11 protein-coding genes are annotated in these 13,470 nt (G+C 70.1%); 6 read left to right on the forward strand and 5 right to left on the reverse strand.

The window, feature by feature from the left end; all coding sequences use genetic code 11:
* The first annotated feature begins 10 nt into the window (after positions 1–10).
* Positions 11–1,987, forward strand: a complete 1,977-nt coding sequence (locus tag ACQBJO_RS14890) for an FG-GAP-like repeat-containing protein (RefSeq protein WP_421008826.1) — start codon at positions 11–13, stop codon at positions 1,985–1,987.
* A 72-nt stretch (positions 1,988–2,059) separates the two neighbouring features.
* Here ACQBJO_RS14890 and ACQBJO_RS14895 read toward each other — a convergent pair whose 3' ends face one another.
* The 3 genes from ACQBJO_RS14895 to pdhA are packed head-to-tail and all read right to left on the reverse strand — an operon-like array spanning position 2,060 to position 5,642.
* Complete coding sequence (locus ACQBJO_RS14895) at positions 2,060–3,403, reverse strand: dihydrolipoamide acetyltransferase family protein (protein ID WP_421008827.1); 1,344 nt, start codon at positions 3,401–3,403, stop codon at positions 2,060–2,062.
* An 11-nt stretch (positions 3,404–3,414) separates the two neighbouring features.
* Positions 3,415–4,404, reverse strand: a complete 990-nt coding sequence (locus ACQBJO_RS14900; protein WP_072625654.1) for an alpha-ketoacid dehydrogenase subunit beta — start codon at positions 4,402–4,404, stop codon at positions 3,415–3,417.
* On the reverse strand, positions 4,401–5,642 hold the full coding sequence (gene pdhA / locus ACQBJO_RS14905; protein WP_421008828.1) for a pyruvate dehydrogenase (acetyl-transferring) E1 component subunit alpha: 1,242 nt from the start codon (positions 5,640–5,642) through the stop codon (positions 4,401–4,403). Before pdhA ends, ACQBJO_RS14900 begins: the two co-directional genes overlap by 4 nt.
* Before the next feature lie 341 nt (positions 5,643–5,983).
* Between pdhA and ACQBJO_RS14910 the strand changes: the two genes are divergently transcribed.
* A complete protein-coding gene (locus tag ACQBJO_RS14910) occupies positions 5,984–6,922 on the forward strand; it encodes an endonuclease domain-containing protein (RefSeq protein WP_421008829.1) in 939 nt (312 codons plus the stop codon).
* Between the two features lie 189 nt (positions 6,923–7,111).
* Here the strand turns inward: ACQBJO_RS14910 and hisC are convergent, their stop codons facing one another.
* The gene (gene hisC, locus ACQBJO_RS14915) at positions 7,112–8,185 is read right to left on the reverse strand and encodes a histidinol-phosphate transaminase (protein ID WP_421008830.1); all 1,074 of its coding nucleotides are present in this window, start codon (positions 8,183–8,185) and stop codon (positions 7,112–7,114) included.
* 147 nt (positions 8,186–8,332) lie between these two features.
* Positions 8,333–8,731, reverse strand: coding sequence for a phage holin family protein (locus tag ACQBJO_RS14920; protein ID WP_255184483.1), 399 nt, complete (start codon positions 8,729–8,731; stop codon positions 8,333–8,335).
* A 128-nt stretch (positions 8,732–8,859) separates the two neighbouring features.
* Between ACQBJO_RS14920 and ACQBJO_RS14925 the strand changes: the two genes are divergently transcribed.
* The 4 genes from ACQBJO_RS14925 to ACQBJO_RS14940 all read left to right on the forward strand — a co-directional run bounded on the left by ACQBJO_RS14925 (position 8,860) and on the right by ACQBJO_RS14940 (position 13,461).
* Positions 8,860–10,629, forward strand: a complete 1,770-nt coding sequence (locus ACQBJO_RS14925; RefSeq protein ID WP_421008831.1) for a substrate-binding and VWA domain-containing protein — start codon at positions 8,860–8,862, stop codon at positions 10,627–10,629.
* Between the two features lie 122 nt (positions 10,630–10,751).
* Positions 10,752–11,642, forward strand: a complete 891-nt coding sequence (locus ACQBJO_RS14930; protein WP_255184485.1) for an ABC transporter substrate-binding protein — start codon at positions 10,752–10,754, stop codon at positions 11,640–11,642.
* A complete protein-coding gene (locus tag ACQBJO_RS14935) occupies positions 11,642–12,658 on the forward strand; it encodes an amino acid ABC transporter permease (protein WP_427801547.1) in 1,017 nt (338 codons plus the stop codon). The genes ACQBJO_RS14930 and ACQBJO_RS14935 overlap by 1 nt, the downstream gene beginning before the upstream one ends.
* Positions 12,655–13,461 carry an amino acid ABC transporter ATP-binding protein gene (locus ACQBJO_RS14940; RefSeq protein ID WP_421008833.1) on the forward strand — a complete coding sequence of 269 codons (807 nt, stop codon included), beginning with the start codon at positions 12,655–12,657 and terminating at the stop codon, positions 13,459–13,461. Before ACQBJO_RS14935 ends, ACQBJO_RS14940 begins: the two co-directional genes overlap by 4 nt.
* The last annotated feature ends 9 nt before the right edge of the window (positions 13,462–13,470 follow it).

Genomic DNA, 13,470 nt, shown 5'->3' on the forward strand with positions numbered 1-13,470 from the left:
GGGACCCACCATGTCGCACCGCCGAGCAGTACTCACCGCGCTCGTCCTGACCACGTCGGGGGCACTCGTCGGCACGTCCGCCGGCGCCGCGCCCGCCGCACCCACCAGCACGGGCATCGACGTCATCTGCGACGGGATCGGGGCCGACACCGTCACCGTCACCGGCGAGCTCGCCTCCGGCGGCACCGCGGAGATCACCCGCGGGCCGCTGACCGTCGTCGGCCGCCCCGGGTTCACCGGCGAGGACGCGAGCGGCCACCAGGTCGAGGTCGCGCCCACCGGTCAGGGGGCCGTGTGCACCGCCGACGAGACGACCACGGCCGACGACATCGCGCAGGTGCTGCCCGCCGTCCAGGCGGTCAAGGCGCCGACGAACGGCGAGGTGAGCGGCCGGCTGACCTTCACCGTCGAGGTCGACACGACGACGACCGCGGCCGCGAAGTCCGCCGCCGCGCAGAGTGACGCCCAGTCGACGGCTGCGGCGCTGCCCTTCGAGTCCGAGCTGCGCACCTACCTCGCCTCGCGGCCGGGCGCCGTGGGTGTGGCCGTGCGCCTGCCGGGCAAGAACACGTCCTGGACCTACACCAAGGTCTCCTCGCGCAATGTCACGGCGAGCATCGTCAAGGTGCAGATCATGTCGGCCGTGATGATGAAGGCCCAGGCCGAGGGGCGCGCCCTCTCGAGCTGGGAGAAGTCGAAGATCTCGCCGATGATCCGCAACAGCGACAACGACGCGACGACGGCGCTCTTCAACCACATCGGCGGCCGCGCCGCCATCGACAGCAGCGCCGACCGGCTCGGCATGAGCGGCACCGTCGCCGACCCCTACAACCACTGGGGCCTGACGAGCACGACCGCCGCCGACCAGGCCAGGCTGATGGAGCACTACGCGCGCACCTCCTCGGTGCTCAGCGCGACCAACCGGATGTACGGCCTGAGCCTGATGCGCCAGATCAACTCCAGCCAGGACTGGGGCGTGACCGCCGGCCCGCCGGCCGGGACGGTCGCGCTGAAGAACGGCTGGCTGCCGCGCACCGACGGCTGGCACGTCAACTCCATCGGCTGGGTCAAGTCCTATGCGCCCGACTACACGATCGCCGTGCTCACCCACGACAACCCGGGCGCGATGAGCACCCAGGTCTCGACGATCGAGGGCGTCTCGCGGATCGTGTGGAAGAACCGCAGCAAGCTCGTCGACTCGACGACCCCCACGCCCACCCCGAAGCGCGCGATGCGCGGTGACTGGGACGGCGACGGCAAGGCCGACCTGTGGGGCCTGTCGGCGAGCGGCCGGGTCTACGTCATGAAGAGCAGCGGCACCAACGTCGGCGCCAAGAAGGTCGTCAAGTCCGGCCTCTCGGACGCCACGTGGATCGGCAGCGCCGGCGACGTCAACCGCGACGGTCGCGCCGACGTCCTCGTGCGTCGCGGCGACGGTCGCCTGCAGCTGATGCGCACGACGAGCAGCGGGGCCCTCGGCACCCTGTCGACGATCGGCACCGGCTGGGGCTCCTACACCGACATCGCGGCCGGCGGGGACGTCGACGGCAATGGCCGGCTCGACATCCTCGTGCGCAAGGTCGGCGGCTACGTCGACCTCTACGACGTGACCGACAAGGGCAGCCTGCGACGGGTGCGCGCGATGGGCCGCCCGGCCGTCTACTACTCCAACATCATGCTCGTGAACGACGTCAACGGGGACGGCAAGGACGACATGCGAGGCGTCTCCAGCGGCGGCCGGATGCGCACCTGGACCTCGACGGGCACGAGCTGGAAGCAGACGACCGCGACGAGCACGGGGTGGAACACCTATCGCTCGGTCGTCTCCCCCGGGGACCTCAACGCCTCCTCGACGAAGCAGGACGACGTCGTCGCCGTCACCTCCTCCGGCGCCGGCCGCCTGATGTACGGCGCCACCGGCGGTGGCATGGGCAACGGCTACCGCACCCTGGCGGAGTACCTCGGCGGACTGCCGATGGTCTTCTGACCCCGGACACGCCTGTGGGGCTGTCCCTCCTCTCGGAGGGGCAGCCCCACAGGCATGTCGAAGGGGGTGCCCTCAGGCCCAGAGGAAGGCGGTGCCGGGGTCGTGGAGCAGGGCCGCGACGTCGGCGAGCAGCTTGGAGCCGAGCTCACCGTCGATCAGCCGGTGGTCGAAGGAGAGCGCGAGCTGGGTGACCCAGCGCGGCTCGATCGACTCGCTGCCGTCGGCCGCGGTGACGACCCACGGCATGCGCCGCACGGCACCGAAGGCGAGGATCGCCGCCTCGCCGGGGTTGAGGATCGGGGTGCCGGTGTCGACGCCGAAGACGCCGACGTTGGTGATCGTCGCCGTGCCACCGGACAGGTCGGCGGGCTGGGTGCGCCCGTCGCGCGCCGTGGCGACGAGGTCGCCGAGGGCACCGGCCAGGTCGTGCAGCGAGAGCTGGTCGGCGGCCTTGATGTTGGGCACGAGCAGCCCGCGCGGGGTGGCCGCGGCGATGCCGAGGTTGACCTGCGGGTGCAGCACGATCTCCTGCGCGCCCTGGTCCCAGCTCGCGTTGGCCTCGCGGTGCCGTCGCAGGGCGAGGCAGAAGGCCTTGGCGACGAGCAGCAGCGGCGTGATCTTGACGTCGGCGAAGGCCCGGTCCCGCTTGAGCCGGTCGACCAGCTCCATCATCGCGGTGACGTCGGCGGTGACGAACTCGGTGACGTGCGGTGCGGTGAAGGCCGAGGCGACCATCGCCTCCGCCGTCGCCTTGCGCACGCCCTTGATCGGCACGCGCACCTCTTCGCGCTGGTCGAGGTGCGAGGAACGAGCCTCGAGACCACTCCCCGAGGCCGCGCCCTCGACATCCGCCCGGGTGACGATCCCCCCTTCGCCCGTGGGGGCCACGGACTGCAGGTCGACGCCGAGGTCCTTGGCCAGCTTGCGCACCGGCGGCTTGGCCAGGGCGCGGGTCTGCGCGCCCGTGAGCGGCTGGGCCGGGGCCGAAGGGGGTGCCGCGGGGGCGGCCGGAGCGGGCGCGGGGGCGGGGGCCGCCGGAGCGGGGGCCACGTCGGCACCGCCCTTGCGGGCACGCCGACGGGTGCTGCCCGCCTTGGCGCCGTAGCCGACGAGGTTGGGCCCGGAGGCCTCCTCGGCCTCGCCGCCGGCCGGGGCGGCCGGCTCCGGGTCGGAGCCGGCGACCTCGACGGTGATGATCGGGGCGCCGACGTCGACGGTGTCGCCTTCGGCGACGAGCAGCTCGACGACGGTGCCGGCGAAGGGGATGGGCAGCTCGACGAGCGACTTCGCGGTCTCGACCTCGATGACGATGTCGTTGACGGCGACGGTGTCGCCGACCTTGACCTTCCAGGTCGTCACCTCGGCCTCGGTGAGGCCCTCGCCGGGGTCGGGCAGGTTGAACTTCTTGACGGCCACAGTGACTCCTGTCAGTGCGCGAGCGAGCGGTCGACGGCGTCGAGGACCCGGTCGAGGGTCGGGAGGAACTCCTCCTCGAAGCGGCTGGGCGGGTAGGGGATGTTGTAGCCGCCGACCCGCAGCACGGGCGCCTCGAGGTGGTAGAAGCACTCCTCCTGGACCCGGGCGGCGATCTCCGCGCCGAGCCCGGCGAAGGTCTGCGCCTCGTGGACGATGACGGCGCGACCGGTCTTCTTCACCGAGTCGGTGATCGTCGGCAGGTCGAGCGGGCTGAGCGAGCGCAGGTCGACGACCTCGAGGTCGCGGCCCTCCTCGCGCGCGGCCTCGGCCGCCTGCAGGCAGGTCTTGACCATCGGGCCGTAGCACAGGAGGGTCGCGTCACGACCCTCCCGGACCACGCGGGCGTCGTAGAGACCGAGGTCAGGGGCGCCCCCTTCGTCGATCTCGGTCTCGCCGCGCTCGTGGTAGCGACGCTTGGGCTCGAAGAAGATCACCGGGTCGTCGGTCTCGATCGCCTGCTGGATCATCCAGTAGGCGTCGGCCGCATTGCTGCACGAGACGACCCGCAGGCCGGCGGTGTGCGCGAAGTAGGCCTCGTTGGACTCGCTGTGGTGCTCGACGGCACCGATGCCACCACCGCAGGGGATGCGGATGACCATCGGCACCTTGAGGTGACCGAGGGATCGGGCGTGCATCTTGGCGACCTGGCTGACGATCTGGTCGAAGGCCGGGTAGACGAAGCCGTCGAACTGGATCTCGACGACGGGCCGGTAGCCGCGCAGGGCCAGGCCGACGGCGGTGCCGACGATGCCCGACTCCGCGAGCGGGGTGTCGAGGACACGGTGCTCGCCGAAGTCCTTCTGCAGGCCCTCGGTGATGCGGAAGACGCCGCCGAGCTTGCCGACGTCCTCACCCATGAGGACGACCTTGGGGTCCTTGTCCATGGCCTTGCGCAGGCCGGCGTTGAGGCCCTTGGCGAGGGAGAGGCGCTGGCCGCTCATCGGGGGTCTCCTTCCTCGGCGAAGCCGGCGTGGTAGGCGAGGAACTCCTCGCGCTCGGCGTCGACGACGGGGTGGGGCTCGGTGTACTGGTGGTCGAACATCGTCGGCAGCTCCGGGTCCGGCATCTCCTGGCAGGCCTTGCGGATGCGCTCGGCGACCTGCCCGGCCTCGACGTCGACGGCGTCGAAGAAGGCCTGGTCGGCGTGACCGCGCTCCTCCATGAATCCGCGCATGCGCTTGATCGGGTCCTTGTGCTTCCAGATCTCGACCTCGGCGTCGCTGCGGTACTTCGTCGGGTCGTCGGAGGTCGTGTGCGCGCCCATCCGGTAGGTGTAGGCCTCGATGAGCGTCGGGCCCTGGCCGCTGCGCGCCTTGTCGAGCGCGTCCTTGGCGACGGCATAGGTCGCGAGCGGGTCGTTGCCGTCGACGAGCACGCCGGGGAAGCCGAAGCCGCGGGCACGCTGGTAGGGCGGGATGATGAACTGCTTGTCGTTGGGCTCGGAGATCGCCCACTGGTTGTTCTGGACGAAGAAGACGACCGGGGCATTGGTCACCGCGGCGAAGACGAGGGCCTCGTTGAAGTCGCCCTGGCTGGTGCCGCCGTCGCCGGTGAAGGCCATGACCGCGCTGTCGCGCTCGGGGTCGCCGGTGCCCATCGCACCGTCGGCCGTGATGCCCATGGCGTAGCCGACCGCGTGGAGCATCTGGTTGCCGATGACGATCGTGTAGAGGTGGAAGTTGTTCTCGTTGGAGTCCCACCCGCCGTGGTTGACCCCGCGGAACATCCCGAAGAGGCTCACCGGGTCGACGCCCCGGCACCACGCGACACCGTGCTCGCGGTAGCCCGGGAAGGCGTAGTCGTGGGGGCGCAGCGCGCGGCCGGCGCCGACCTGCGCGGCCTCCTGGCCGAAGAGGCTCGGCCACAGGCCGAGCTCGCCCTGGCGTTGGAGGGCGAAGCCCTCGGCGTCGATGCGGCGGACGAGGACGAGGTCGCGGTAGATCGTGCGCGCGTCCTCGCTCGTCATGTCCTCGACGATCTGGGCGTAGGGCGCGTTGGTCGCATTGGTCTCGAGGCGGGTGCCCTCGGCGTCGACGAACTGCACCATCTCGGGGTTGTCGTCGGAGAAGTGCCCGCTGATCTGCGATGGCGGCTTCGGCCCCATCTCCGGCGAGGGCTCGAAGGCCCCTGCCACATGTCCTCGGGTGCCGGCCTGGCCGGCGACGTCGTTGTCGCTCACGATGTGCTCCCTTCGGCCCGGCCCGGGGGTCACCCGGCCGCGGCCCCGAGGGCGTCGGCTGCGACGCCCCGAACGGCTGCGGTGGGCTTGTGACCCGAACCACAGTTCACTGGCTGGGGCCAACCTAGCGTCTCAGCAGGTGGACGCCCAAACCGGCTCCGACCCACTGCGCCGCCCTCGTCACCGCCCCCCGGAACCAGCCCATCCCAACTCCGCAAAACCCTAGGGTCTTGCAGGGTTGAGCCACTCCAACTCCGCAGGACCCTAGGGTTTTGCAGGGTTGAGGCCTGGCCTGTGGATAACGGCGGCGCCGGGTGCCGCCGCTCGGCCACGGTGGGGGCATGCCCGGACCTCCTGCTCGCCACCGAGACATCTCCGCCCTGCGTGACCTGCCGCTCTTCACCAGCAGAGAAGCGCGCGAAGCGCGCCTGTCCGGGCACGACCTGGCGATCTTGGCCCGGCGCCAGCTCGTCTTGCGGGTCGCCCGCGGGTGGTACTCCTGCCTCGTCGACGCCTCGGAGGAAGAGCTCCACGTCCTCAGGACGGTCGCCAACCTGCGCCTCCTCGACGGCAGCGCGGCGGCGTCCGGTATATCCGCCGCCCTGGTCCACGGGCTGCCGCTCGCCAGGTGTGACCTGTCCACCGTCGAGATCGCCACCGAAGGGGTCGGCCACGGCCGAACCCGGCAGGGTGTGCGCGTCAGCGAGCACGCGACGAAGGGGGCGCAGCGACTGGCCGTCCACGTGCCGCTCGTGGGCACGAGCGTCCCCGTCGTCGACCCCGCGAGCGCGATCGTCGGGACGGCGCTGTCCGGGGCCACGTCCGCGGCCCTCGTCGCCGCCGACCACGCGGTCCGCCACGAGGTGTGCACCTCCGAGCAGATCCAACAGGCACTGGCGGCTCGACACGGCTTCCGTGGGATTGCCCGGGCCCGCACCGCCCTCGAAATCGTCGATGGCAAGCACGAGTCACCCGGCGAAACCTTGACCGCGATGATCCTGCGCGAAGGGCCGTGGGACTTCGAGCCCCAACTGCGGGTGAGCGCGCGCGGCCGCAACTTTCGGCTCGACTTCGCGCTGCGTGAGCACAAGGTCGCCATCGAGTTCGACGGCGAGGGCAAGTACACCGGTCCCGAGGTGATGGAGGACCAGCTGGCTCGGCAGGCAGCACTCGAGGCCGAAGGGTGGGTCTTCGTGCGACTGGGCTGGGCCGACCTGGACGATCCTTCGACGCTCCTGCGACGGATCGCCGACGCTGTCGCCATCGCCGACGCGCGCTGATCTCCCCTTCGCCGCCGGTCCACCGCTGACGACGACCCGGCATGACAGAACCCTGCAAGACCCTAGGGTTTTGCAGGGTTCTAGGGCCGTCAGCTGCGCAGGACCCTAGGGTTTTGCAGGGTTCTAGGGCCGTCAACTGCGCAGGACCCTAGGGTCTTGCGAAGTTGCGGGCCAGAGGTAGGTGGCAGGTCAGGCCGGGCCGAAGGCCCGGGCCACCGCGATCAGGCGGTCGTTGGCCTCGGGCTCGCCGATGGTCACCCGCACGCCGTCGGTGCCGTAGGGGCGCACGGACAGGCCGGCCTCCGTGCAGGCGGCGACGAAGTCGGCCGTGCGCTCGCCGAGCGGGAACCACACGAAGTTGGCCTGACTCGGGGTCATCTGCCAGCCGGCCTCGGCGAGGGCGGCGAGGACCCGCTCGCGCTCGGCGACGATCTCCTTGACCCGCACGTCGAGCTCGTCCTTCGCCTCGAGCGAGGCGACCGCCGCGGCCTGGGCGAGCAGGTTGACGCCGAAGGGGGTCGCGGTCTTGCGCAGCGCCTCGGCCACCGGCTCCGGCGCGACGGCGTAGCCGACCCGCAGCCCGGCAAGACCGTAGGCCTTGGAAAAGGTGCGCAGGAGCATGACGTTGTCGTGCTCGCGCCGCAGGGAGAGGCCGTCGACCTCCCCTTCGCCCTCCACGAACTCGAGGTAGGCCTCGTCGACGACGACGAGGACGTCACGCGGCACCTTGGCGATGAAGGCTTCGAGCTCCGCGTGGGTCACCGACGGACCGGTCGGGTTGTTGGGGGTGCACACGAGCACGACGCGGGTGCGGTCGGTGATCGCGGCGGCCATCGCGTCGAGGTCGTGGCGCTGGTCGGCGGTCAGCGGCACCTGGACCGACACGGCGCCGGCGATGGCCACGACGATCGGGTAGGCCTCGAAGGAGCGCCACGCGTAGACGACCTCGTCACCCGGGTCGCACGTCGACTGGATGATCTGCGCGAGCACGCCCACCGACCCGGTACCGGTCGCGATCTGCTCGCGCGGCACGTCGAGGTGCGCGGCGAGGGCGTCGGTGAGGGCCGTGACCCCCATGTCGGGGTAGCGGTTGACCCCGGCGGCGGCCTGCGTGATGACGTCGACGACCGAAGGGAGGGGAGGGTACGGATTCTCGTTGGAAGAGACCTTGTAGACCGTCACTCCGTCACGCGGGGCGGGCGGCTTGCCGGCCACGTAGGCGGGGACCTGGTCGAGGGCGGAGCGCAGCCGGGGTGACGTCATGCCCGGCACCCTAGTGGCCGCCTCTCCACGGGACGCCACAACCCTGCAGGACCCTAGGGTCTTGCAGGGTTGGAAGGCCGGAACTCTGCAGGACCCTAGGGTCTTGCAGAGTTCCGGGGCGCAGAGCTGGGCTGCAGAGGCTCTGGGTCAGCGGTCGAGGTCCTCCTTCTCCGGCAGCACCCAGTTGAGGATCATCGAGACGATGGTGATGACGAGGGCGCCGATGACCGCGTCCCACCAGAACTTCGTGATCTCGAAGTCGAGGCCCAGCGGCGAGGCGATCCACTCGGTCAGCTGCAGGAGGAAGGCGTTGACGACGAAGGTGAACAGGCCCAGCGTCAGGACGATCGCGGGGAAGGCGAGCACCTTGGCGATCGGCTTCACGATCGCGTTGACGACACCGAAGATCAGGGCGACGAGGACGATCGTGGCGAACTTCGAGGCGAAGGTCGCGCTGCCGTCGGCGAGGTGGATGCCGTCGATGAGCCACGCGCAGACCCACAGCGCCACGGCGTTGACACCGGTCCGGATCAGGAAGTTGGTCATGGCCCCAGCATGGCAGCCCGACGTGATCGTGGGCACGTGACGGTCCGCGCCGGGCCACCCGAGGTCACCCGTGGTCCATACTTGACCGGCCGGTAGCGACGGAGTATCGGCGATGGAGGACAGCACGGATGAGCGACGGACGCCCGGGACGACGACACGACCTGTGGGACGACGACGAGCAGGAGACCTCGCGCGCGACCTCCGCGAGCGAGCGGACCGGCTCCGCGGCGAGGTCGAAGGGGGCGGCCGCGGCTGCCGCAGGCCCCGCACCTTCGCGCCGGTCGCGACGTGAGCAGGAGTCGAGCAAGCGTCGCTGGCTGGTTCCGGTCGCGATCCTGCTCGTCCTCGCCCTCTGCGGCGGCGGCGCCTGGGCGGCCCTCGGTGGCGGCGGTGACGACACCGCCTGCGAGGGCGACCCGCTGACCGTGGCGGCCACCCCCGAGATCGCCGATGCGCTCGAGGACGCCCTGGCCAAGGTGCGCGAGAGCGACTCCTGCGCCAACTTCGACATCTCGTCGACCTCCGCCGCCGACGCGGCGAAGAACATCAACGACGGCAACGGCCCGGACATCTGGGTCCCCGACAGCTCGACCTGGATCGACGCGGTCGACCCGACGAAGACGACCGGTCAGTGGCTCGAGGGCAGCTCGATCGCCTCCTCCCCCGTCGTCCTCGCGTCGAGCCGGGAGCAGAAGGACGCGGTGAGCAGCTTCAGCTCCTGGGCCAACCTCGTCAACCAGGACGGCGGGCTGCGGATGGCCAACCCCGACTCCGACACCGCCAGCCGCCTTGCGTACCACGCCAGCCGCATCGGCCAGCCGGGCAAGATCGGCCTCGACACCGGCAAGCGGCTGATCTTCATGTCGCGCTTCGCCGCGAGCTCGCTCCCCCAGCTCTTCGACGGCTACGCCAACGACCCGGCGAAGAGCCAGCCCTTCCCGGCCTCGGAGCAGCAGATCGCCGCGTGGAACACGGACAACGGCGACGCCACCCCCCTTCGCGCCGTGATGCCGGACAAGGGCACCCTGACGCTCGACTACCCGTGGATCACCAACCCGACCCTCGCCGGCGACGACCTCAAGGCCGCCGAGAGCGCGCGCAAGGAGCTCGGCTCGCTCGAGGTGCGCCAGGCCCTCACCGACGCCGGCTTCCGCGACTCCAAGGGTGGCGGCGGGCCGAAGATCGACGGCAAGGCCCCGGCCAAGCTCACCGCCCTCTCACCGCTCGACCGCAACGAGCGGATCGCCGCCGTCGAGCAGTGGGACGTCATGCGCACGGACATGCGGATGCTCGCCCTCATCGACGCCTCCGGCTCGATGAAGTGGGACAGCCCGACGCCCGGCCAGACGCGCTGGGACGTGACGAAGGGAGCGCTGCTCCAGGGCGCCGAGATGCTCCCCGCGGGCAGCCAGGTCGGCGCATGGGCCTTCAGCAGCGACCCTGCCAAGGGCAAGGACTACGAGGAGATCGCCCCGGTCAAGCGGCTCGACGCCGCCGTCGGCACGGGCAGCCACCGCGACCGCCTGCTCCGGCTCATCAACGGCTCGGACAAGCTCATCGAGGGCGACACCGCGCTCTACGACTCGATCTGGGCCGCCCACCAGCAGATGGTCAAGGACTACGACCCCGACTACGTCAACTCGATCGTCGTCTTCACCGACGGGGAGAACGACGACCCCAACGGCGGGCTCGCGCTCAACCAGCTGCTCAAGAAGCTCGACGAGAGCTACGACCCGAAGCGCCCCGTGCGCGTCGTGACGATCGGCATGGGCGAGGCCGACCCGACGGCCCTGCAGAAGATCGCCGACGAGACCGGCGGCACCAGCTACATCGCCGAGACCCCCGACGACATCGAGCGCGTCTTCGTCCAGGCGCTGCTCGCGCGCACGCGCGACTGAGCAGCGGTCACGACACGGTGAAGGTCGCGGCGGGGGTGTCCCCGCCGCGACCGGCACGGTGGCACCATGGCCCGACAACCGGGCACATCCCCACGTGCCCCACTGCATCTGGAGGACACACCATGCGCCGTGCACACGTCGCTCTCTTCGCCTCGCTCGCCCTCGGTGCGGGCGCCCTGACCGCGTGCGGGTCGGACTCGCTCGACGGGACCGACGCCGGCGGGGGTGGCGAGACCTCGGCCAAGGAGGTCAAGGTCGACGACGCCGTCGCGAAGCTCGTGCCCGAGGACGTCAAGAGCAAGGGCACGCTCAACATCGGCTCCGACGCCTCCTACGCGCCCAACGAGTTCCTCGGTGACGACGGCAAGACCGTCGAGGGCATGGACGTCGAGCTCTTCGACGCCGCCGCCGCCAAGATGGGCCTGAAGACGTCGTGGAAGAACGCCTCCTTCGACTCGCTGATCCTCGGCGTCAGCTCCGACAAGTACGACGTCGCGGTCAGCTCCTTCACGATCAACGACGAGCGCAAGAAGCAGGTCAACATGATCAGCTACTTCGACGCCGGCACCCAGTGGGTCACCGCCAAGGGCAACCCGGGCAAGGTCGACCCCAAGGACCCGTGCGGCGCGACCGTCGGCGTGCAGAAGGGCACCGTACAGTTCGACGAGCTCGAGGCGCTCAACAAGAAGTGCGACGACAAGATCAAGATCGTCGTCGAGCAGGAGCAGTCCAAGGTGACCGCGAGCCTCGTCTCCGGCAAGACCGAGGCCATGGCGGCCGACTCCCCGATCAGCCTCTACGCCGTCAAGCAGCAGGGCGAGGAGCTCGAGGCCCTCGGTGACATCTACGACTCGGCCCCCTACGGCATCGTCGTCCCGAAGGACCAGAAGGAGTTCGGCGAGGCCATCGCCGCCGCCTTCGAGTCCATGAAGAAGGACGGCACCTACGAGCAGATCCTCAAGGACTGGGGCAACGAGTCCGGCGGCATCGACGAGTTCTCCGTCAACCCCTGATGTCCGGCACGAGCAGCGCGGCGGTCCCCCCTTCGGCAGGCGAAGGGGGGACCGCCCCCGCGTCCGAGGACGCCGGCCCCATCAACGCCGTCCCGGTCCGTCACCCCGGCCGGTGGGTGGCGCTCGTGGTCATCGCGGTGATCTTCGCGATGATCATCAGCAGCTTCGTCACGAACCCGCGGTGGGACTGGCCCTTCGCCTTCCAGGTGATGAACTACTCCCCGGTCCTCGAGGGACTGCTCAAGGGCACGATCCTCGCGACGATCGGGTCCATGGTCATCGGCGTCACCCTCGGCATCGTCATCGGCGTCATGAGGCTCTCCGACAACCCGGTGCTGAAGTTCGTCGGCTTCCTCTACACCTGGTTCTTCCGCGGGATCCCGCGCCTGGTGCTCGTCGTCCTCTTCGGCACGGGCATCGGCTACCTCTACCCGCGCTTCGACATCGGGCCCTTCCCCTTCAGCCAGCAGCTCGCCGGCTGGCTGGGCCTGAGCAGCGACCTGACGCTCTTCACCTTCAACGTCAACCAGATCAGCAGCTCGCTCATCTGGGGCATCATCGCCATGGGCCTGTCGGAGGCCGCCTACATGGCCGAGATCGCCCGCGCCGGCATCATGTCGGTCGACGAGGGCCAGCGTGAGGCCGCCGCCGCGCTCGGCATGAAGCCGAGCCTGTCGATGCGGCGCGTCATCCTGCCGCAAGCGATGCGCGTCATCATCCCGCCGACGGGCAACGAGACGATCGCGATGCTCAAGGACACCTCGCTGCTCATGGCGCTGCCGCTGAGCACCGAGCTCTTCTTCCAGGCGCAGGCCATCGGCAACCGGACGCTGAAGATCATGCCGACGCTCATGGCCGCCTGCCTCTGGTACCTCATCATCACGTCGGTCCTCATGGTCGGGCAGTACTTCCTTGAGCGGCACTTCGGTCGCGGCTACGGCAACACGCGCACCCAGACCAGGACCGAGACCACCCGCACCCGCCTCATGGGCCTGACGATCGGAGGCGGCAAGTGAGCCAGCCACTCGTGCGCGCGGTGCAGGTGCACAAGTCCTATGGCAGCAACGAGGTGCTCAAGGGCATCGACATGGAGGTCTCCCCCGGCGAGGTCGTCTGCCTGCTCGGGCCCTCGGGCTCGGGCAAGACGACCTTCCTGCGGTGCATCAACCAGCTCGAGGACATCCAGGCCGGGCGGATCTTCGTCGACGGCGAACTCATGGGCTACAAGCTCAAGGGCGAGCGCCTGCACCGGCTGAAGGACAAGGAGATCGCCGCCCAGCGCCGGGAGATCGGCATGGTCTTCCAGCGGTTCAACCTCTTCCCGCACATGACGGCCATCGACAATGTCATGGAGGCGCCGGTCCGCGTGCAGGGTCGGTCGAAGGCCGAGGTGCGCGCCGAGGCGCTCGAGCTGCTCGACAAGGTGGGTCTCGGTGACAAGTCGAGCGCATACCCCGGTCAGCTCTCCGGTGGGCAGCAGCAGCGGGTCGCCATCGCCCGGGCCCTCGCGATGAAGCCCAAGCTCATGCTCTTCGACGAGCCGACCTCGGCCCTCGACCCCGAGCTCGTCGGCGAGGTCCTCGAGGTCATGCGCGACCTCGCCGGCCAGGGCATGACGATGATCGTCGTCACCCACGAGATGGCCTTCGCTCGCGACGTCGCCGACCGGGTCGTCTTCATGGACGGCGGGGTCGTCGTCGAGCAGGGCACCCCGAGCGAGGTCATCAGCAACCCGCAGCACGCGCGGACCAAGGACTTCCTGCGGCGGCTGCGTGCCGAGCACGAGAAGGTTGCCGAGGCGGTCGCCGACCTGGGGTGAGCAACCGCC

Origin of the sequence: Janibacter zhangyanbonis, from assembly GCF_050507325.1 — a bacterium.
Lineage (GTDB): Bacteria > Actinomycetota > Actinomycetes > Actinomycetales > Dermatophilaceae > Janibacter.

Excerpts from the sequence above, each read along its gene's own strand:
- ACQBJO_RS14910 (WP_421008829.1), top strand. The coding sequence starts at position 5,984 with ATGCCCGGACCTCCTGCTCGCCACCGAGACATCTCCGCCCTGCGTGAC.
- ACQBJO_RS14925 (WP_421008831.1), top strand. The coding sequence starts at position 8,860 with ATGAGCGACGGACGCCCGGGACGACGACACGACCTGTGGGACGACGAC.
- ACQBJO_RS14935 (WP_427801547.1), top strand. The coding sequence starts at position 11,642 with ATGTCCGGCACGAGCAGCGCGGCGGTCCCCCCTTCGGCAGGCGAAGGG.
- ACQBJO_RS14920 (WP_255184483.1), bottom strand. The coding sequence starts at position 8,731 with ATGACCAACTTCCTGATCCGGACCGGTGTCAACGCCGTGGCGCTGTGG.
- ACQBJO_RS14900 (WP_072625654.1), bottom strand. The coding sequence starts at position 4,404 with ATGAGCGGCCAGCGCCTCTCCCTCGCCAAGGGCCTCAACGCCGGCCTG.
- ACQBJO_RS14930 (WP_255184485.1), top strand. The coding sequence starts at position 10,752 with ATGCGCCGTGCACACGTCGCTCTCTTCGCCTCGCTCGCCCTCGGTGCG.
- hisC (WP_421008830.1), bottom strand. The coding sequence starts at position 8,185 with ATGACGTCACCCCGGCTGCGCTCCGCCCTCGACCAGGTCCCCGCCTAC.
- ACQBJO_RS14890 (WP_421008826.1), top strand. The coding sequence starts at position 11 with ATGTCGCACCGCCGAGCAGTACTCACCGCGCTCGTCCTGACCACGTCG.